The 20,000-nt window shown below is 63.8% G+C and carries 20 protein-coding genes; 5 read left to right on the top strand and 15 right to left on the bottom strand.

Annotation, left to right across the window (positions count from 1 at the left end):
- Window positions 1-56 precede the first annotated feature (56 nt).
- From flgL to flgB, 12 genes are all read right to left on the bottom strand, one after another.
- Complete coding sequence (gene flgL, locus KHO33_RS15805) at window positions 57-1,277, bottom strand: flagellar hook-associated protein FlgL (protein WP_154559845.1); 1,221 nt, start codon at window positions 1,275-1,277, stop codon at window positions 57-59.
- A gap of 10 nt (window positions 1,278-1,287) precedes the next feature.
- Entirely contained in the window at window positions 1,288-3,264 is a 1,977-nt protein-coding gene (flgK, locus tag KHO33_RS15810; RefSeq protein ID WP_054038453.1) for a flagellar hook-associated protein FlgK, read from the bottom strand.
- Between the two features lie 145 nt (window positions 3,265-3,409).
- Window positions 3,410-4,183 carry a flagellar brake protein gene (locus KHO33_RS15815; protein WP_200565556.1) on the bottom strand — a complete coding sequence of 258 codons (774 nt, stop codon included), beginning with the start codon at window positions 4,181-4,183 and terminating at the stop codon, window positions 3,410-3,412.
- Window positions 4,184-4,593: 410 nt separating this feature from the next.
- Window positions 4,594-5,592 carry a flagellar assembly peptidoglycan hydrolase FlgJ gene (flgJ, locus tag KHO33_RS15820; protein WP_054038457.1) on the bottom strand — a complete coding sequence of 333 codons (999 nt, stop codon included), beginning with the start codon at window positions 5,590-5,592 and terminating at the stop codon, window positions 4,594-4,596.
- Window positions 5,593-5,604: 12 nt separating this feature from the next.
- Window positions 5,605-6,801: a flagellar basal body P-ring protein FlgI gene (locus tag KHO33_RS15825; protein WP_234480611.1), complete on the bottom strand. Its 1,197-nt coding sequence runs from the start codon at window positions 6,799-6,801 to the stop codon at window positions 5,605-5,607.
- 2 nt (window positions 6,802-6,803) lie between these two features.
- The gene (gene flgH, locus KHO33_RS15830; RefSeq protein ID WP_093640857.1) at window positions 6,804-7,502 is read right to left on the bottom strand and encodes a flagellar basal body L-ring protein FlgH; all 699 of its coding nucleotides are present in this window, start codon (window positions 7,500-7,502) and stop codon (window positions 6,804-6,806) included.
- A 36-nt stretch (window positions 7,503-7,538) separates the two neighbouring features.
- Window positions 7,539-8,327, bottom strand: a complete 789-nt coding sequence (gene flgG / locus KHO33_RS15835; RefSeq protein ID WP_054038459.1) for a flagellar basal-body rod protein FlgG — start codon at window positions 8,325-8,327, stop codon at window positions 7,539-7,541.
- An 81-nt stretch (window positions 8,328-8,408) separates the two neighbouring features.
- A complete protein-coding gene (gene flgF, locus KHO33_RS15840; RefSeq protein WP_054038461.1) occupies window positions 8,409-9,167 on the bottom strand; it encodes a flagellar basal-body rod protein FlgF in 759 nt (252 codons plus the stop codon).
- 20 nt (window positions 9,168-9,187) lie between these two features.
- The gene (locus KHO33_RS15845) at window positions 9,188-10,702 is read right to left on the bottom strand and encodes a flagellar hook protein FlgE (RefSeq protein WP_200565557.1); all 1,515 of its coding nucleotides are present in this window, start codon (window positions 10,700-10,702) and stop codon (window positions 9,188-9,190) included.
- A 43-nt stretch (window positions 10,703-10,745) separates the two neighbouring features.
- Window positions 10,746-11,468 carry a flagellar hook assembly protein FlgD gene (gene flgD / locus KHO33_RS15850; RefSeq protein ID WP_200565558.1) on the bottom strand — a complete coding sequence of 241 codons (723 nt, stop codon included), beginning with the start codon at window positions 11,466-11,468 and terminating at the stop codon, window positions 10,746-10,748.
- A gap of 10 nt (window positions 11,469-11,478) precedes the next feature.
- A complete protein-coding gene (flgC, locus tag KHO33_RS15855; RefSeq protein ID WP_054038463.1) occupies window positions 11,479-11,904 on the bottom strand; it encodes a flagellar basal body rod protein FlgC in 426 nt (141 codons plus the stop codon).
- A 19-nt stretch (window positions 11,905-11,923) separates the two neighbouring features.
- Window positions 11,924-12,418 (bottom strand): flagellar basal body rod protein FlgB, encoded by a 495-nt coding sequence (flgB, locus tag KHO33_RS15860; protein WP_054038465.1) that lies wholly within the window; start codon window positions 12,416-12,418, stop codon window positions 11,924-11,926.
- Window positions 12,419-12,636: 218 nt separating this feature from the next.
- Between flgB and flgA the strand changes: the two genes are divergently transcribed.
- From flgA to KHO33_RS15885, 5 genes are all read left to right on the top strand, one after another.
- Window positions 12,637-14,184 carry a flagellar basal body P-ring formation chaperone FlgA gene (flgA, locus tag KHO33_RS15865; protein WP_200565559.1) on the top strand — a complete coding sequence of 516 codons (1,548 nt, stop codon included), beginning with the start codon at window positions 12,637-12,639 and terminating at the stop codon, window positions 14,182-14,184.
- Between the two features lie 198 nt (window positions 14,185-14,382).
- Window positions 14,383-14,739 (top strand): flagellar biosynthesis anti-sigma factor FlgM, encoded by a 357-nt coding sequence (flgM, locus tag KHO33_RS15870; RefSeq protein ID WP_200565560.1) that lies wholly within the window; start codon window positions 14,383-14,385, stop codon window positions 14,737-14,739.
- Window positions 14,740-14,833: 94 nt separating this feature from the next.
- On the top strand, window positions 14,834-15,280 hold the full coding sequence (locus KHO33_RS15875) for a flagella synthesis protein FlgN (protein ID WP_054038472.1): 447 nt from the start codon (window positions 14,834-14,836) through the stop codon (window positions 15,278-15,280).
- A 308-nt stretch (window positions 15,281-15,588) separates the two neighbouring features.
- Window positions 15,589-15,771, top strand: a complete 183-nt coding sequence (locus tag KHO33_RS15880) for a type II toxin-antitoxin system HicA family toxin (RefSeq protein WP_200565561.1) — start codon at window positions 15,589-15,591, stop codon at window positions 15,769-15,771.
- Window positions 15,768-16,178 carry a type II toxin-antitoxin system HicB family antitoxin gene (locus KHO33_RS15885; RefSeq protein WP_054038476.1) on the top strand — a complete coding sequence of 137 codons (411 nt, stop codon included), beginning with the start codon at window positions 15,768-15,770 and terminating at the stop codon, window positions 16,176-16,178. The genes KHO33_RS15880 and KHO33_RS15885 overlap by 4 nt, the downstream gene beginning before the upstream one ends.
- A 57-nt stretch (window positions 16,179-16,235) precedes the next feature.
- Here the strand turns inward: KHO33_RS15885 and KHO33_RS15890 are convergent, their stop codons facing one another.
- From KHO33_RS15890 to flhF, 3 genes are read right to left on the bottom strand one after another with little or no spacing between them, the layout of a single operon-like run.
- On the bottom strand, window positions 16,236-16,970 hold the full coding sequence (locus KHO33_RS15890) for an RNA polymerase sigma factor FliA (RefSeq protein WP_054038479.1): 735 nt from the start codon (window positions 16,968-16,970) through the stop codon (window positions 16,236-16,238).
- A gap of 28 nt (window positions 16,971-16,998) precedes the next feature.
- Complete coding sequence (locus KHO33_RS15895; protein ID WP_054038481.1) at window positions 16,999-17,868, bottom strand: nucleotide-binding protein; 870 nt, start codon at window positions 17,866-17,868, stop codon at window positions 16,999-17,001.
- A complete protein-coding gene (gene flhF, locus KHO33_RS15900; protein ID WP_200565562.1) occupies window positions 17,861-19,762 on the bottom strand; it encodes a flagellar biosynthesis protein FlhF in 1,902 nt (633 codons plus the stop codon). Before flhF ends, KHO33_RS15895 begins: the two co-directional genes overlap by 8 nt.
- Between the last annotated feature and the right edge of the window lie 238 nt (window positions 19,763-20,000).

Genomic DNA, 20,000 nt, shown 5'->3' on the forward strand with positions numbered 1-20,000 from the left:
GAAGGGCGGAACCGGCTCGCACCGGCTTCCGCCCTTCTTCGTTTCAGACTGCTCGCTTAGTTCAGGTACTGGAACAACGAAACGCTCTGAATCTTCACAAACGCCTGCTGCGCCGCTTGCAGCGCGTTTTGCGTCATCGTGTACTGGCCGATCGTCTTGGCCATGTCGGTTTGCGTCAGATCCGCGAGGTTGCTCGACGTCTGCAACGTGTTGGTCTGGGTGACGGTCTGCAACGCCTGCACTTGCTGCTCGCGGCCACCCACCGCCGCCTGCGCGGTCACGACGTTGTTCATCGTGTTTTCGAGCTGGGTCATGCTGGTGGTCAGTGCGCTCTGGTAGCTGGCCGTCGAGGCGCCGCCGGACAGCGGCGATTGCAACGTGGTGATCAACTGGCTCAGATTGGCGAACACATCCATGCTGCCTTGCGTGGCCGGCGTCACGGAAAAGCTGTCGCCTGCGTTCGGTGCGCCAGTGATGTTCACCGTCTGGCCGCCAAGCGTGATCGCAGAGCCGGCCGTAAACGGTTGCGGCGCGCTCGTGGTCGGCGCCCCGCTCGGCGGGGTCTGGGTCACCGTATAGGTGGTCGCCGACGTGAAGTTGATCGCGTACGTATCCGCATTGGCCGGATTGGTCGGGTTCGTCAGGCTCACGGTGCTGATCACGCCCGTGCCCGTGTTGCCGGCCGTCGCGGCCGGCACCGAGCTGGTGCCGATAGCTGCCACGCTCCCGAAGATCGCGAGACCGTTGTCGCCGGTCTGAATCGTGTGCGAGGACGTGATCTGCATGGAAGGCGTACCGGTATCGCCCGAATAGCTCACGACACCGGCCGCGTTGGTGGTGTACGGAGTCGCAGTGGTTTGATAACCACCGAACAAGGCATTGCCCTGCGGGTCGGTCGCATTGGCGAGCGTCATCAACTGGCTGCGCAAGCTCTGCAATTGCGTCGCGATCGAACCGCGGTCGCCGTTGTTCAGCGAACCGTCGCCGGCGCTCAGCACGAGCGTGTGAATGCTCTGCAGCACGGTATTGACACTGCCGAGCGTCGAATCTTCCTGTTGCAGCGAAGAGAGTGCTGCGCCCTGGTTGGTCGTGTACTGCGACAGGCTCGTCGCCGTCGAACTCAGCAGCACCGCCTGCGCCGCGCCGAGCGGATTGTCCGACGGCGTGGAGAGGCTCACGCCGCTCGAGATCTCTTGATACAACTGCGACAACTGAGCTTGCTGATCGCTCATCGTCGCCACGTTCATATTGAAGTACTGCGTACTGGAGATGCGCATGTTCAACGCCTCACTGGAAGATGCCGAGTATCGTCTGGAACAGGGTCTGCGCAGTCTGGATGACCTTGCTGTTCGCCTGATAGAGCTGCTGATACTGAAGCAGGTTGGCTGCTTCTTCGTTGATGTTCACGCCCGAGACCGACTGCTGCGCGGTGGTGATCTGCGTCACCAGCGCGGTCTGCGCCGTGCTCGAGGTCTGAATCTGATTGGTCTGGTTGCCGATCTGGTTGACGTAGTTCGCATACGCGCCTGTCAGCGTGACCGTGCCGCCCGCCAATGCCTTCGCCGCGGAGAGGTTCGACAGCGCCAGTGCATTGCGGCCGTCGTTGCTCGCGCCGGTGTTCGGGCCGATGGTGAACGTGTCGCCGGCAGCCGGTGCGCCGCTGATCGTCACCGAGACGTTGTTCATCTGTCCGGCGGTCGGGTTGGTGATCGTCAGCGCTGCACCCGTAGCCGACGAATACGGCACTACGGTCGCCGCTGTGGCGATCGGGTAAGAGGTGGGGGGCGAGCCCGCTACCGTCACCGTCGAACCGGCCGGGAAGCCTGAGAGACCCGCGCCGTTGTATGACAGCGTGGTGGTCGCATTCGGCATCGTATAACCGGCCGTCACCGAGCCTTGCGAGATCGTACCGGTACCGGTATTGCTCGCCGTTGCCGCCCCGAGCACCGGTGCTGCGGCGGCAATCGCCGATGGGTCCGTGGTCGCGGTGTTGAAGCTGTTCAGCGCGCCGCGGGTCGGTTCTACCGTGAACGAATCGCCGGCGTTCATCGTGCCGGTGGTCGAGAAATTCAGGCCGTTGATCGGCAGGGCCAGCGTGGTCGCCGAGCCCACCACGCTGCCGGTCGAATTGTCGGTCAGCGTGTAGCTGGTGCCGTTATAAGCCAGCGTGTAATCACCGGTGGTCGGCTGCGCAGGATTCGCGAACGAGACGTTCAGCGACGCGTTGCCGGTGTTCTTCGTATTCGCGTAGACGGTCGGACCGCCCACCGAAAACAGCGCGCCGCCCTGGGCGCCAGCGAGCGTGATGCCGAGGCCGTTCTGCGCGTTGACCTGCGCGGAAAAGCTCACCGCAATCGCGCCGAGTTGCGCTTCGGACGGATCGAGCGTCTGGCTGCGGAACGTCAGCAGGCCGCCAAGCGTGCCACCCGTGATCTTGCTGTCGGGCAGGTTTTGCGGCGCAGCGGCCGGGTTTGCACCTGCCTGGCCGAGATACTGCACCGACAGTTCGCTGGTGTCGCCTGTCGAAGGCGCCGTACCCAGGTTGTAGCTATTGGTGGACGATACGAGCGGCTGGCCGTTGCCCATGAACACGCTATAGCTGCCGTTGCTGTTCACGACGTTCACGCCGATCAGTTGCGACAGGTTCGACACGGCTTGATCGCGCTGATCCATCAGTTGGTTCGGCGGCTGACCTTGCGTGCTGGCCTGGGAGATCTGGCCGTTCAATTGGGCGATCTGCTGCGTGTAGCTATTGATTTGCGAAACGGTGTTGCTGAGCTGCGTGTTGACGCTCTGGCGCATCGCGTCGTATTGCTGACCCGCGGCATTGATCTGATTCACGAGCGTCTGCGCGCCGCTTATCGCGCCCTGGCGGGTGGACAGGCTGGAGGCGTTGTTCGAGATGTTCTGCAAACCGGTGAAGTAGCTGGTGATCGCGCTTGCAATGCCGGCTGTCGGGCTACCGACAAGATTGTTCAACTGCGAGATCATCGTGTTGTACGCCGACAGCGAGCTGCCCGAGCTCTGCGCATTGTTCAACTCAGTGGTCAGATACTGGCTGTACTGGCGCGTCACGGTGACGGTCGAGACGCCCTGCGGCAAAAAGCCGGAACCCGTGTACTGACCACCGGTTTCGGCGTAGACCGGCGTTTCGATCGTGTAGCCCGGCGTCGACGCGTTGCTGATGTTCTGGCCGGTCGTCGTAAGTCCCCACTGGGCTGCGTTCAGCCCACTGAGTCCGAGATTGATGAGGTTGCTCGACATGCGTCATCCTGAAGGGCGACACCGACCACTTGCCGCCACGTTACTTGAACATCCTGTTTAACGGCCCCCGCGAAGAAAAATTGAGGGCCATTCCGATGCTTGTTTCAACGTTTGCGAGGCGCGTGCAGCAAGGTTCTTGCGCCGTTCAGCGCACCAGTGAGCGGCGCTTCATTTCGAGTTGCGTAATCAGACGTTGCAGTGTGTTTTCAGCGCTGCCCGGCAGCGTCAGAAAACGGAAGCCGAGTTGATAACGCTGCGTGCCGTTCGGCAACGCGGTGGAGCGGTGAGACACCAGTTGCAGATCGAGCGAAAGGCGGCCGAGCGAGCCGAGAAACAGTTCGCAATCCTGCAGCCGCGTACCCATCGGCAATTCGGCCACGCGTTCGTCCGCAGTGCGCATGCCGACGCCGCCGAGCGACAGATCGTGCACTTCGAAGCGGAAAGTATCGCCTTCGGGCAGACGGCCGGTGCACATATACGGATCGAGAATCGGCGCATCGACGCGGAAATACTCGCGGCGCTGCACGTAGTACAGCACTTCGGGGAAGTCGGACTCGAATGCGGGCAGTCCTTCGTAGCGGGTTTCGCGCGGGGTGCCGGTGGCGAACTCGACGCGCACGCCGTCAGGCGACGCGTGGAACTGGCAGCGCGGCGCGCCCAATAAGCCTTTGTTCTGTTCGGAGAGCGCGCCCCAATCGAAAGTGAAGGTGCGCCCGCGCACGTCGACATCGAGCAGGCGCGTCACGAGCTGACCGCCCGCGTATTCGACGGTGAGGAAATCACCTCGATTGACGAGGTTGCGTAACTGAACGCCAATCTCCAGCGGATTGCGGCGGCCGAAATCGGGAGCGCTTTCGTCTAGCGTGGCGTGCGACTGGCCGGGTGCGTCGGTCTGGCCGTGCGACTGGGTAGTATCCATGGGCTTGCCGGTATGCATGTTCTTGCGGGCGCGTGCCAGAGCTCCTGCCGGGGCTTTCGCGCGGTCTTCATCGAAGCCGCAGCACGCGCATTCAACCGGACATTAAACGCTTTCCGGTATCGGGTCTAACTGATTAGCGGCAGCATTCAGCCAAAATTTAGGGGCATGTAATGAAATATTTGCCGCAAACGTTAAACGCCGATATTCCGGCGGTCGAATCCGTGTGCATGGAATACCGGCAAGCATCACGCCGGTTATGCGGGTGGACCGGCCGCCCGCAGGCGGCCGGCCTCGTCCGTCTTGTTATGCACCTGGCCCCGTCGCGTGCATACTTTATTCGAGAAAATCAAACTGCATAAACTGATCCGCTGCGCAGCCGAGTGCGACTGCGCACCTGCATTAACGGCAGGTCAGCCCATTTTCTGCATGATGGACATCAGCTTTTTCGCGTAATGCGGATCGGTCGCGTAACCCGCGCGTTGCATGCCGTTGGCAAAGCCGTTCACGTCATGCGCGGAATTGATGACCTGCGCATAACGCGGGTTGCCCTTGAGCATGCTCGCGTAGTCGGTCATCGCTTCCTGGTACGAGTCGTACGCACGGAATTTTTCGACGGTGCGCTGCGGCTTGCCGTTCACATACTCGGTCGTGACCGTCGAGACGGTCTTGCCGGTCCAGTCCTTGGTCGCCTTGATGCCGAACACGTTGTGGCTGGTCGTGCCGTCCGACTTCCTGATCTCGCTCTTGCCCCAGCCCGATTCGAGCGCGGCCTGGCCGATGATGAAGCGCGCCGGAATGCCGGTTGCCGCGCTGGCGGCTTGCGCCGGTTCGGCGAGCTTGTCGACGAAGGCATCGACCTTCGGCGAGCTGCCGTCGCCTTTGATCGGCGGAGTCAGCGCGCTGTTGGCCGAGTAGCCCCTGCCCATCGCCAACTGACCATTCGCCTGCGCGTTGCCGTAAGCCTTCGCGAGCGCGTTCAGCGCCGCGGTCTGGCCTTCGTCGCCGCCGCTGCCGCCACCGAGCGCATTCGCCATGCCGGTGAGGCCGCCGCCTGCGCCGCTCGCGCCGCCCACCTGCATGCCCTGATTGCGCATCATCTGCTTGAGCATCGCGTCGGCGACACCAATGCCCTTCTGCGACAGCTGTTGCGACAACTGCTGATCCATCATCGACGTGAAGGTGGCGCTGTCATGCGAATCGAACGGACCATCCTGCGGCGTCGCATCGCGCATGCTCTTCAGCATCATCTGGGTAAACACCGCGTCGAACTGCTGCGCGGCCATCTTCATGCCGGCTTGCGGCGAAGCCTTGGCCTGTGCGCTCAGCTTGCCGAAGCCCTGCACGTCGAGCGCGAAGCGCTGGGTCAGGTCGTTCGCCGCATTGGCGGAGTTGGTCGTATCCGAATTCATCTGTTGTCTTCCTTAGATGATTTCCAGGTCGGCGCGCAAGGAGCCCGCCGCTTTCATGGCCTGCAGGATCGACATCAGATCCGCGGGCGTCGCACCCAGTGCGTTGAGCGCCTTCACCACATCGGCAAGGTTGGCGCCGGCGGTCACCATCTTCAGTGCGCCGTTGTCCTGCTTCATCTGAATCTGCGACTGCTTGGCCACCACGGTCTGGCCGTTCGAGAACGCACCCGGCTGGCTCACCACCGGCTGCGTATTGATCACCACCGAGAGATTGCCGTGCGCCACCGCGCAGCTCTGCAGCGTGACCATCTGGTTCATCACGATCGAGCCGGTGCGCGCGTTCAGGATCACCTTCGCGGCGGCCTGCGCCGGCTTGACGTCGAGGTTCTGCAATTGCGCCATGAAGGCGACCTGCTGCTCCGGATCGGACGGCGCGCGCAGTTGAATCGTGCGGCCGTCGAGCGCCATGGCGGTGCCGCTGCCGAACGCGTTGTTCACCGCGGCCACCACGCGCTGCGTGGTGTCGTAGTCCATGTCGTTCAGGTCGAGCTGCATCGTGCCCGCTTGCGATACCGAGGTCGGCACCGCGCGTTCGACGATCGCGCCACCGGCGATGCGACCCGCGGCGAGCGTATTCACCTGCACCTTGCTGCCGTTCGCGCTCGCGCCGGCGCCGCCGACTGCCAGGTTGCCCTGGCCGAGCGCATACACCTGGCCGTCGGCGCCCTTGAGCGGCGTGAGCAGCAGCGTGCCGCCGCGCAGGCTCTTGGCGTTACCGAGCGAGGAGACCGTCACGTCGATTGCTTCGCCGGGACGCGCGAACGGCGGCAGCACCGCCGTCACCATCACTGCGGCGACGTTCTTCAACTGGATGTTCGATAACGACGACTGCTGGTTGGTCGAGCCCGCCGCCTGGTTGTTGATCGAGATGCCGAGGTTCGCCAGCATGTTGGCGAGCGTCTGCGTGGTGAACGGCGTCTGCGTGGTCTGATCGCCCGTGCCGTCGAGACCGACGACGAGGCCGTAGCCGATCAGCGGGTTGTCGCGCACGCCCTGGATCTGCACGAGGTCCTTCAGACGTTCGGCGTGTGCGGGCGTCGCCACCGGCAAGGCCGCGCAGGCGAGTGCCAGGAGCGCCACAGCACGGCCGAGCTGAACGAGTCGCGTGAAGCGGCTGAGGTGGCCCGAGCGGAAGAAGACGGTACGCATGATCACCACGGCGACACGTTAAGGAAGAACCGCTGCAACCAGCCCATGTTCTCGGCTTCGTTGAGATAGCCCTTCGCGGAGTATTCGATCTTTGCGTCGGCCACCTGGGTCGAGTAGACGGCGTTCAGGTTGGAGATCGTGTTCGGATTCACCACGCCGGAGAAGCGCACGAATTCATCGCCCTGGTTGATCAGCATCTGCTTTTCGCCGCTCACCATCAGGTTGCCGTTCGGCAGCACGCCGGTCACCGTCACGGTGATCGTGCCGTTGAAGGTGTTCGACGCGTTCGCGCCGCCGGTGCCCTGGAACGCGTTGCCGCCGGTCGCGCTCAGGTTGGTCTTGCCGAACAGGCCGCCGAGGAAGCCCGCGGTCGGCACGTTGAAGTTGGTGTTGCCCGAGCGATTCGCGTTGGCGCCCGACGACTTCGTCGCGTTGACGTTTTCCTGAATCACGATCGTCAGGATGTCGCCCACATTGCGCGGCCGCTGATCTTCGAACAGCGGCCGGCCCGCGTAACCCGGATTGAAGATCGAGCCCGGCGACTGTGCTTGCGGCGGCATCGGCGGAACGGCCGTCATCGGCTGCTGGGTGATCGGCTGCTTCGGTACGAGGCCGCAGCCACCCAGTGCCGTGAGCAGCGTGAGCTGCACAAGCGCCTGAGCGGTGCGCGAATGAACCGGATTACGAGTGAAGTGCGACATCTTTGATTACCGCCTGTTAATTCCCAGTCCCTGGCCTTAAACCTGCATCTGGCTGAGGGTCTGCAGCATCTGGTCGGAGGTCGTCACGGCCTTGCTGTTGATTTCGTAAGCGCGCTGCGTCTGGATCATGTTCACCAGTTCCTGCACCACATTCACGTTCGATGCTTCCACGTAACCCTGATTCAGCGTGCCGGCGCCGTTCAGGCCAGGTTGCGCGACGTTCGGCGCACCTGACGAAGCCGTTTCCGAGAACAGGTTTTCACCCTTCGCATCCAGACCGGCCGGGTTGATGAAGGTAGCAATCTGCATCGAGCCGAGTTGCTGGCTGTTGGTCGAGCCGGCGACGGTGATCGACACCACGCCGTCGCTGCCGATGGTCAGCGAGGTCGCGTTGGTCGGAATCGTGATCGCCGGAATCACTTGATAACCACTCGACGTAACGAGCTGGCCTTGCGCGTTGGTCTGGAACGAACCGTCACGCGTATAGGCGGTCGTGCCGTCGGGCATTTGCACCTGGAAAAAGCCCTGACCGTTGATGGCGACGTCTTTCGAGTTGCCGGTCTGCTGCAGGTTGCCCTGCGTGTAGAGACGTTCGGTCGCGACCTGTTGCACCCCCGTGCCGAGCTGGATACCGGACGGCAGTTCGGTGTTTTGCGTCGAGTTCGCACCCGGTTGGCGGATGGTCTGATACAGCAGATCCTCGAACACCGCGCGCGAGCCTTTGAAGCCGTTGGTGCTGACGTTCGCGAGGTTGTTCGAAATCACGTCCATCTGCGACTGTTGCGCATTCATGCCGGTGGCGGCGATGTAGAGCGAGCGATTCACTATTCTTCTCCTATGTCGACCGGAGTTAGCGCTTTAGCGCTTAGTCCGGTCCCATGTATGGGGTGACCCCAATGCAACCAATTAGCTAAAGCTGAGCAGCTGATTGGCGGACTGGTCGTTCTTGTCCGCGTTTTCCAGCAGCTTGGTCTGCATCTGGAACTGGCGGGCATTGGTGATCATCGCGACCATCGCGCTGACCGGATTCACGTTGCTGCCTTCAAGCGATGCCGGCGCCAGCGTGACGGCCGGATCGGCGTCGGCTGCATTGCCGTCGGCGGTGCGAAACAGGCCGTCGTCGCCACGCGTCATGCTTTGCGGATCCGGATTCACGAGCTTCAGCTGATCGACCGTCACCACCGCCGTCGGCGGATCGCCAGGCGTCAGCGCGGACACCGTGCCGTCCTTGCCGATGGTGATTTCCGCACCCGGCGGCACGGATACCGGGCCGCCGTTGCCGAGCACCGTCTGGTTCATGGCGTTCACCAGTTGACCGTTCTCATCGACGTGCAGATTGCCGGCGCGCGTATAAGCCTCGTTGCCGTCGGCGGTTTGCACCGCCAGCCAGCCCGGACCCTGAATCGCCACGTCGAGCGGGTTGCCCGTCTGCTGGATCGGCCCCGGCGTATAGTCGGCGCCCGGCGTCGACGACAGCACGAAGGTGCGCGTGGTGTCGTCGTTGATCGAACTGCCGTCGCCGAACGCCATCGGCACGGCGCGGAAAGTCGCAAGCTGCGCGCGAAAGCCGGTGGTCGAGGCGTTCGCCAGGTTGTTGGCAACGATAGCCTGCTGTTCGAGCGCTTGCGTGCTGCCCGACATCGCGGTGTAGATCAGCCGATCCATGATGGGTTAGTCCCGGTCGCTTACAGGTTGATCAGGGTCTGGTCGACGGTCTGCTGGGTCTTGATCGTCTGCGCGTTCGCCTGATAGTTGCGTTGCGCCGTGATCAGGTTCACCAGTTCGCTCGTCAGATCGACGTTCGAGTTTTCCACCGCGCCGCCCTGCAGCACGCCGTGGTTGGTCGAGCCCGGCGCGGAAATCTGCGCTACACCCGATTGCGAGGTCTGCTGGAATTCGTTGTTGCCGAGATTCACGAGGCCATTCTGGTTCGAGAAGTTCGCGAGCACGACCTGGCCGAGCGCCGCGGTTTGCTGGTTCGAGTAGTTGCCGGTCAGCGTGCCGTCGGCGCCGATCGTGAAGCTCGTCAGCGTGCCGGCTGCGTAGCCGTCGGGCTGCAGCGAGTTCACGCCGTCCTTGCCGCCGTACTGCGTCGTGCCGCCGATGTTCAGCGTCAGGTTCTGCGGCGTCGACGAACCGTCGGTGGTCGGAATGCTGAAGTTGAAGACGAACGGCGTGGTGGTAGCGACGCCGGCCGCGTTGGTCGTGCCGAGCAGCGTGCCCGACGAGTTGAAGTTCGCATGGCCGACGAGGCTCGCGGTGCCGGTCGAGGTGCCCGCGTAGACGTTCCACGTGCCGGCCGAGGTCTTGGCGAAGTACATGTTGACCGTCTGCGAGCCGCCAAGCGAATCATAGACCGTCGTGCTGGTCGAGTAGTTATACGTCGACGAGCTGTTCTGGTTGAACGCGACCGGCGTCGGCGCGATCGCAACGCTGTCGCCAGTAGCCGGTACGCCGTTGAACGTGATTGTCTGGCCGTTGCCGAGCGAGATCGCCGTGCCGGCCGTGTACGTAGCAGGAGGCGCGGTGGTCGTGCCGAGCGTGACGTCGGTGACCGTGTAGGTCGTCGGGCTCGTGAAGTTGACGGTGTAGTTGTCGTTGTTCGTGCCCGAGGCGGTGTTCGTGATGGTCGCGCCGGGCGTCGTGAGCGTGCTGCCCGCGACAAGGGTCGGCGTCACGGCCGGCGTGCCGAGCATCAGCGGATCCTGCGCATTCAGGTTCAAACCGGCGACGATCTTGGTGGTCGCTTGCGGCGCGATGTTCGCGGTCGGCACGCTGAGCGGCACGGTCTGCGCGGTGTTGATGATGCCCGCGCTGTTCGCGGCGTAGCCCATCAGTTGCAGGCCTTGCGCGTTGGTGATGTTGCCGTTCTTGTCGAGCTGGAACACGCCGTTGCGCGAGTACACCAGCGAGCCGTTGTTCGACAGCTGGAAGAAGCCGTTGCCGTTGATCGCGACGTCGAGCGCCTGGTTGGTGCTGGTGATCGTGCCTTGCGAGAACTGCTGTTGCACTTCGGAGAGCTTGGTGCCGATACCGACCTGGTTGCCCACCGCGGTCGCCACCGAATTGGCGTACATGTCGGCGAATTGCGCCGCGCCGCTCTTGAAGCCAACCGTATTCGCGTTGGCAATGTTGTTGCCGATCACGTCGAGGTCGCTCGACGACGCGGACAAACCACTCAAACCTTGTTGGTAACCCATGACGGTCTCCGTATCTGGAAAGTCGTAACTGACAGAATCTGAATCAGAGGATGGCGGCGACGCTGGTCAGCCCCACGGTCGTGCCGTTCGACAGCACGAGGCCCGGCGTACCGCTGCTCTGCATGACGACGCTTTGCACCGTCGCGCCCGTGAGCGTCGTGGCCGTTGCCTGCTGACCGTTGATCGTGCCGACCGCGCTAATCGTGTAGCTGCCGTCGGGCAGCGTGTTGCCGGCCGAATCGGTCGGCGTCCAGCCCACCGGAATCGTGCCCGCCGACTGCTTGCCGAGGTCGATCGTGTTGACGATCGTGCCCGCCGAGTTCTTCACGACCACCTGCAGATCGCTCACCGAGTTGGCGAGCTGCACGCCGAACGCGCCGGCCTTGCCGCTTGCAACCGACACCGAGCTGCCCGGCGCGAGCACGGTCGAGCCGATCAGGAGCGCGGCTTGCGACTGCTGGCCTGCCGACATCTGCGTGGCGAGCGAGGTGAGCGTCGTGTTCAGCTGGCTGATGCCCGACACCGTGTTGATCTGCGCCAGCTGCGAGGTCATCTGCGAGCTGTCCATCGGATTGGTCGGATCCTGATTCTTCAGCTGCGCGACGAGCAGTTGCAGGAAAGTATTCTGCAGATCGGTCGCCGAGGTGCCCGACGTGCTGCCGCTGGAACTGGTCGAGCTCGAGGCGCTGCTCGTGCCGTTCATCGTATCGAGCAGCGTTTGCGACACGTTCGTGCCGTTGCTGCCGATGGTGGTGTTGGTGGTCAAGGAATTCTCCTCAGGTTCCGATCGTGAGCGTTTTCAACATCAGTGTCTTGGCGGTGTTCAAGGTCTCGACGTTGGCCTGGTACGAGCGCGAGGCCGAGATCATGTTGACCATTTCCTGCACCGGGTCGACGTTGGGCAGCGTGACATAGCCGTCCGGATTGGCCGCCGGGTTGCCGGGGTCGTAGGCGGTCTTCATCGGCGTCGGGTCGTCGACCACGCCGGTCACCTGCACGCCGCCGATCTGCTGACCGGAGCCCGTGCGCGCGCCGCCGATCGGGCTGACCGCGAACACGACCTGCTTGGCCTTGTACGGCTGGCCGTCCGGGCCGGTCGTGCTGTCCGCGTTGGCCAGATTCGACGCCGTCACGTTGAGCCGCTGCGACTGCGCTGACATCGCGGAGCCTGCAACACCAAAGATGTTCATTAAAGATGGCATGTGTCCTGACCTCTTCTGTCTACGAACCCGACTGGATGGCCGCGAGCATCGTCTTGATCTGGCCTGACAGCACCGTCATGCCCGATTCGAAGTGCAACGTGTTGTCCGCGAACTGCACGCGTTCCGTATCAATGTCGACCGTGTTGCCGTCGAGCGCGGGTTGCGTCGGAATGCGGTACTGCAGATTGCCGTAGTCGTCCGGCGTGCCGCCGGTCGGCGTCAGCGTCGTCTTGCCGGACATGTGACCCGGCGCGGTCGACACCATCGACATGCCGCTCGTCACCCCTGCGGGCTGCGTCATGGCGAGCGTCGAGTTGTTCGAGGCGCCCGTGCCCGCACCGCCACCGGTCTTCTTCAGCGCGCCGGCCAGCGACGAAGCGAAGTCGACGTCGCGCGCCTTGTACCCGGGGGTATCGGCGTTGGCGATATTCGACGACAGCAGTTCCTGCCGGTAAGCGCGCACATCGAGCGCCTGGCGGCCAAAGGCGAATTCGGCATCGAGTTTGTCCAGCATAGAAATCTCCGGAGAACGTTCCCGAGGCTTCCCGTTTTGTGCGTCGCGTAAGGATTGCGTTGGACGGGAAGACCTTTTTGCATGAAGTGCATCTTATGGGCCGAACGCAAGTGGCAATCGGACGAATAACCGGGAAAGGGGGCTTCTATTCAACGTTTGCGCAATGGGGGCGCTCACTAGAATGCAAGGCGTACCGATGCATTCGATGGAGAAACACGATGGACCAGCCCACCTTCGATCCGACGCACCGCGCAAACTGCGTGGCGGCGCATCGCGTGGGTGCGGGCCCGGTGCGGCGCGCTTCGCGCGGTGCATGCCGTCTCCTGACTCGCCTTATCGTGAACCTGGCGGTATGGGTCGCCGGGGGCATCGTGCTGCTGCCGGCCACAACTCAGGCCCAGCAGGCTCAGGACGCCGGTGGTCCGATCGTGATTCCCGGCCCGGGTGAAAAGAATCCGGCCGCGCTCAACGATCTGGCCGCGCAAATGCAGGCAACGCCCGCGAAACGCACGGGCTCCGCCGCGACGCTCGCTGCCGCTACCGCGCAGTCGCTGACGCCGGGGCCGGTCGCGCGCGACGCAGATCAATTCATGCGCGCCGCCAATGCGAGCGGCTCAATTGTCATTCCGGGCGCGGGCGAGCCGCCTGCCGCGCCGCAAATGATCCGTACCAGTTTCAAGCCCGACGCGAACGGGGTCGTGACGATTCCCGCGCCGGGAAGCGCCAATGCGGCCGCGGCTGCGGCGGCAACCAACCCGCCGGCCGGGATTGCCCGCATCAATGTGACGCCGGGCTCGCGTCAGGTCGTGCCGGTTGTGGTGACGCCGGCTCAGTCGATCAATGCCGGGCGGCAAACCGGCGGTGTGCAGTCGGTCGTCGCCAATGCGCCTACCGGCGTAGCCGCCAGCGCGCCCGCGTCCGCATCCGGTGGCTTCGACAGCCTTGCTTCGCGCGGCGAGCCGCCGCAACTGGGCGCGAACGGCAAACCCGTCGTGACCACGGCAGTAGCCGCGCCGACATCCGCGCCGATGCCGACGCCACCTGCCACCATCGCCCGCACGCCGTCGATGCGTCAGGTGGCGCCGGCTGTCGCGCAGCAGAATCTGCGGCCCGCAGCGGTGGCGCAACCCGTCCCGCTGGCCGGCCAGCAAGACTCCGAGGCGATTCGCAGTGCCGCGCTCGCCTTCCTGCAGCAGCAATCGGCGGGCTTGCCCGGCAAGGTCGAAATCACCGTTGCGCCGGCGTTTCCGCGCGGGCTCGCCGCCTGCACGATGCTCGAACCCTTCATGCCCAGCGGCGCGCGCCTGTGGGGCCGCATGACCGTCGGCGTGCGTTGCGCCGGCGAACGGCCGTGGACCATCTATCTCCAAGCGCGCATTTCGTTGCGCGCCACCTACTATCTGGCCGCCCGCGCAATGGCGCCGGGCGAAGTGTTTACCTCCGCCGACCTCGTCGCGCGCGACGGTGACCTGACCGGTTTGCCGCAGGCAATCGTCACGGACCCGTCACAGGCGGTCGGCTCAGTGTCGCTCGTGCGCATCGCCGGCGGCATGCCGCTGCGCCGCGACATGCTGAAAAGCGCGTCGTCGGTGTCGATCGGGCAAACGGTGCGGGTTGTCGCGGCGGGCGACGGTTTCGCGATTTCGGCCGAAGGCAGCGCGATGAACAACGCCTCGCCGGGCCAGCAGGTACGGGTGAAGACGGCCAACGGCCAGATCATCTCCGGCATCGTCAAGGATGGTTCGACGGTGGAGATTCAGTTGTGAAACGGGCCGACTGCAAGCCAGGCAACCCGCCCGCCAGCGTGGCTTCACACGCGGCGGCCGGCACGGTTGGCGCAGTGAATGTCGAACCCGTCGTGGGGCCGGATCGGCTTGAAGGACGAGGCAAAACCTGGAGCGATTGCGCTAAAGTTTTGATCAGCGCTTGCCGTTATCAAGATCAAATCGTTCAGGAAGCCCATCGTGAAAGTCGATTCCACAACCAATTCGAATCTGCCGACGTTGAAAGACGCCCTGTCGCGCTCGCAGCAAAGCGACGCGACGACTGCGAACAGCAACGCGCAGAGTGCGGGCACGACCTCGCAGACCACCACCACCAGCGGTTCGGGCGACGCCAGCGTCAGCCTGTCGGGTCTGTCGCAGCATCTGCGCAGCCTCGCGGCGTCCGGCTCGGCCGATATCGACACGGCGCACGTCGAGTCGATCAAGGCAGCCATCAAGGACGGCTCGCTGAAGATCGATTCCAGCAAGATCGCCGACGGCGTGCTGAATACCGCGCGCGAACTGTTGCAAAGCAAAACCTCGTCGACCGGCAACTAATCGACGCATCGAAGTACGGTGAATTGCCGGGCGGCATTCGACAAACCCGGCTCGCGAATCATGCGCGAGCCGCCGTGTTCAGCGAGTTGTTGAGATGAAAGACGCCCTGCTTGCCACCCTCATCGAAGAATATTCGGCCGTCGAGGCGTTCGCCTCGATTCTGACGCTCGAGACCAAGGCGCTGACTGCCTTGTCGCCGCTGGAACTGCTGCCGCCGATCGTCGAGAAGAAAACCGAACTGATCGGCCTGCTCGCCAGGCTCGAGACCACCCGTGATGAGCTGCTCGCGGAAATGGGCTTTCCGGGCGGCTGGCCCGGCATGGAGCTCGCCGCCAGTGCGGATGCGCGGCTCGCCGATCAGTGGGCTCTGCTGCAAAAGGCCGCCGAACGGGCGCGGCGCTTCAATACGAGTAACGGTGAACTGATCCGCGTGCGGATGGACTATAACCAGCGCGCGCTGACGGCGCTGCAGGTGGCCGTGCCGCAGAAGGTCGGTTTCTATGGCCCGGACGGCCGGATTCCCGCGCGTCCCGCGGCCTGAAGATTTCGCTGGAACGGCGCATTTAACGCGCTGACGCGGTTGAGTAGATTGCCTTGAACAAAAAGGGCTCGTCATTGACGAGCCCTTTTTGTTTTCCCCTTGCCGCACGGGCATCCGAGCCCGCCTCCAACGCGCGTTAGCCATCCGGCCAGGTAGCGCGAAATCCTCCGCCACGTTGAAATCACGGCTTCCCCCACTGGGCTTATCCGCCGTCACGCGCAGCTTTCAAGGCTGCCTTTGACGAACCAGGCGGAACGTTACCCACTAGCGAGATTGTGTAATCGTGTGTATGATTCAAGGAGTGCAGCATGAACAGTGCCGAGGTCGTCAAAGTAATTCAAGCGGATGGTTGGCGGCTGATCCGCATATCGGGCAGTCACCACCATTTCCGGCACGCGTTAAAAGCCGGTCTCGTGACCATCCCGCATCCGAAGAAAGATCTTCCGCCCGGCACACTGAACAGCATCTTGAAACAGGCAGGCCTGAAATGAAGAACCTGATTTTCCCGATCGCGATCGAACCTGGTGACACGCAGCACGCGTTCGGCGTGGTCGTTCCCGATATTCCGGGTTGTCATTCGGCGGGTGATTCGCTGGAAGAAGCCTACGCGAACGCGAAGGAGGCGATCGAGGCGCATCTGGATACGCTGCTCGACGAAGGGTTGGCGATTCCCGAACGGCTGACGCTGGACGAGCATCGGCGTAATCCGGACTACGCGGGTTTTACGTGGGGTTTCGTGACAACGCGGAATATTCCGGCGTTGAAGAAGGCGGTGCGCATCAATATCTCACTGCCTGAGGCGCTGGTTCAGGATATCGACGCTTACGCCCAGGCACGCGGCATGTCGCGTTCGGCGTTTCTCGCGCTGGCCGCGGAGCATGAGATGGCGGACGCGTAACAAGAGAAAAGACCGGGCGGACGTTGCGCGCACCGCCGGCCGGCCATCCATCTCAGCTCAGGTCGCCTCGGCGTTCGCCCAGGCCATTTCGCGCAGGCGCGTGCGCAAGCGCGCCACCGCCTGGCTGTGCAACTGGCACACCCGCGATTCACTGACTTCCATCACCGCGCCGATTTCGCGCAGGTTCATGCCGCGTTCGTAGTACAGCGACATCAGCAACTTCTCGCGCTCCGGCAGGCGGTCGATCGCTTCAACGAGTGCCGAGCGCAGGCTGTCGTCCAGCAGCGCCGACAGCGGGTCCGAATGATCGACGCAGTAACGGTCGAGAAACGGTTCGTCGTCCGCGGAACGATCGAAGTCTTCGTAATAGATCAGTTGGCTGCCATGCAGATCCTGGAGCATCGACTGGTACTCGTCGAGCGGCATTTGCAGATGCTCGGCGATCTCCGTTTCGCTCGCCGAGCGGCCCAGATTCTGTTCGACCTTGTGCACGGCAGATTCGACTTCGCGCGAAGTGCGCCGCAAGCTGCGCGGCAACCAGTCGTTGCTGCGCAACTCGTCGAGCATCGCGCCGCGAATCCGCTGGCTCGCATAAGTCTCGAACTGCGCGCCCTGGTCTTCCTTGTAGCGGCTCGCCGCGTCCAGCAGTCCGATCATGCCGGCCTGGATCAGGTCGTCGAGATCGACGCTTGCCGGCATCTTGGCAACGAGCTGCAAGCCGAGGCGACGCACGAGAGGCGCGTACTTCGTCAGAACTTCGGCTTGGGAAATCTTTCCCTGAGCGTTATACATCGTGCTCCCCTTGTCCTTGTGCCGCCTCTCAGGCGTGCTGCGCAGACGGTTGGTCGGCGTGTTGCGCCGCTGTAACTGTCGCAGGCGCCATCCAGGGCGTTTGCGACGACATCGCTGGCCGCATCGGCCAGTACTGCAATTCGGCGGCAAGGTGCCGGAAGTCGCGCGCGGCCGGTGTCGATGGGAACGCATCGACGACACACCGCGACAACTCCAGAGCTCGCGCCATCCGCACATCGGCGGCAATGCAACCGGCGTCTTCCAGCGCCACCGTCAGGTAGCGTCCCGCCACGCCGGCCAGGTTGACAAACGCGGTATGCGCGTCTTCCACGCTCTGCACGTGGTTCACCAGCACGCGAAACTGCGCGGTGGCGTGCGCGTAATGCAGACGCTTCATGCACGCGTACGCCTCGGTGATCGCTTGCGCGGCCACCCTTGTTACGATCATCAGGTCGTGCGCCTGCATCGCGAGCGGCGACAGGTGGCCGTGTTCGTCGAGTTGCGCATCGATCAACACGATGTCGGCGGAACCGCGCAGCAGCACGTCGAATTGCGCGGCCGTGCGGCCTTCGCGGTTGTTGCGCGAGGCGGCCAGCACGGAAAAACCCAGCGCGTGGCGCGCGGCGGCATCGTCGAGCGTCATCTCGCCGCGCATCACCGCCGCAAAATTGCCTGCGCCGCGCACGCCCCCGAGCATCGCGCTCACCGATTTCTCGCCGAGGCACTCGTCGATCACCAGCACGTCCTTGCCCTGCTGCGCGAGCGCCGCGGCGAGGTTCACTACCGTCGTCGTACAGCCGACGCTGGCCGAGCCGCCCGTCACCGCAATCACGCGCGAGCCGCTACGGGCCAACAACCGCCGCAGTCCTTCTGCCTGATCCGACATGAACTTATCCAAAGCGAACCTCGTGCAGTTCGGCCGTCGAACGCGCCGACAGCGCGGAGAGCAACGCCGGAATGTCGTCGTCGTGCGGCACGAATGGGGAGTTGTCGCGCGGGATGCAGAACGTGCTCTTGATCAGGAATTTCTTCGTTGCGACGTACAGGTTTTCCGGCACCTTCTGACCGGTCGACACGTAGTGCACCGGCAGCTTGTAGCGGATCACCGTATCGAGCACGCCGCCCAGATTGGTGGCTTCGTCGAGCTTGGTCAGAATGCAGCCGGCGAGCGGCTGTTGATCCGGCGCGCGCTGATAGGCCTGCACGACTTCGTTCAGCGTATCGCCATGGCTCGTCGCGTTCAGCAGCAGGAGACGCTGCACCGGCTGACCGGCGCGGCACAGCATCGCGATCTGGTCGGAGACCAGACGGTCGCGCTGGCTCATGCCGATCGTGTCGATCAGCACGATGTGCTTGTTGCGCAATTCGGAGAGCGCGAGTTGCAGATCGCCGCCGTCTTTCACCGCGTGAACCGAGACGCCGAGAATCTTGCCGAAGATGCGCAGTTGTTCGTGGCCGCCGATCCGGTAGCTGTCGGTGGTGAGGAGCGCCACCTTGCTGGCGCCGAAACGCATCACGCAGCGCGCGGCGAGCTTGGCGGTGGTCGTCGTCTTGCCGACACCCGTCGGACCCATCAGCGCGAACACACCGCCGCGCTCCATCAGCGCGTCTTCGTCTTCCATCACCGGCAGGTTCGATTCGAGCACCGAACGCACCCACTCCATGCCACCTTCCATGTTGTCGACGTCGTCGGGCAGGTTGTCGACCATCATCTGCACGAGCTGCGCGGAGAAGCCGGCGGCGAACAGGTGCTTGGTGAGCGCGGCGCGCGCCGGGCTGCGGCGCTGACGATCGCCCCACAACAGGCCGGCGAAGTGTTCTTCCATCATCCCGCGCATCGACGACAGCTCGCTCATCACGGTGTCGTTGACGACCTGCTCCATGCGCGTCTTGATCGCCTCGGCGACCGAAGCGGGCGAGCGGGCGTCGTCGGCGGCAGGCATCGATGCGGCCACTTTCTGCGCGGCGCGGCGCGCGGCAAGTTGCGCGCCTTCACGGGCCCACTCGGGCGTATCGGTAACTTGCTGCGCGGCGGGTTTCGAGGCCTGTTGGCCGGCTTCCACTGCGGCGCCGAGGCCCTTGGCCATGGCAGCAGCGGGTGTCATCGCGGCGGGGCGTGCGCTGTACGCGCCTTGCTGTTGCTGTTCGGCGGCGATGCGGCGAGCGTGGTCGATCAGCCAGGGATTCGATTCGGCCATCGTGCGCGGCGCTTGAGCTTCGGCGGCTTTGAGCAGATCGGCGCGGATGTCTTCGGTGAGACGCGTCACCGCAGCGCGGGCGCTCGGTTGCTCGGCGTTGACCGCGTGCGGCAGCGACGCGGCAGCGGGTGCGGCCAGCGCCGCTTTGGGCGCGTTCGGCAGCGTGGCCTTCGGCGCGGCGGGGACGGCGGCGGACTTCGCGGCTGCCCCCGAAGCAGCGTTGACGGTGCCAACGACGTTCGGCGTCATATTCTCAGCGCCCGCTTCCGGGCTTGCGCCGAACACCGAAGAGAACACGTCGGGCATGCCGCTCGCATACGGATTCGCTTGCATCATCGGATTGGCGCGCGGTGCGGCGAGCGCGGGCTGTTGTCCTGCCATGGCATTCATCGGCGCGGCCAGCGGTGCGCCTGCGCTACCGCGCGGCGCTTTCGGCGTAATCGCGGCGAGGTCGCTATCGGCCAGGGCGACGATCTCGACGCTGCCGTCTTCCATCGTGCGGTTGGACAAAACGACGGCATCCGGGCCCAAGGCTTCGCGCACGAGACGCAGAGCATCGCGACTGGTAGCACCGACAAATTTACGAATGTTCAAGCTGGACCCCCGATGAGGTATACGGACTTACTGACTAACGGATTGGCAACATACCGCTTCCCATTGAGATCATTATTGCGAAACCCGTCGAGTGACGATCGATGGATAAAGACCGTTAAAGGCGGGCAATTCGGGCGATGGAAACGCACCTCAATTCACACGCGCGGCGGTTTGAAACAGGCTTTCCGGCGGCGTACGGCGGCGCTTTCGCGGACGCAGCATGACCTCCGCCGGCCGC

The sequence above is a fragment of the Paraburkholderia nemoris genome (assembly GCF_905221015.1).
GTDB classification, from domain to species: domain Bacteria; phylum Pseudomonadota; class Gammaproteobacteria; order Burkholderiales; family Burkholderiaceae; genus Paraburkholderia; species Paraburkholderia nemoris.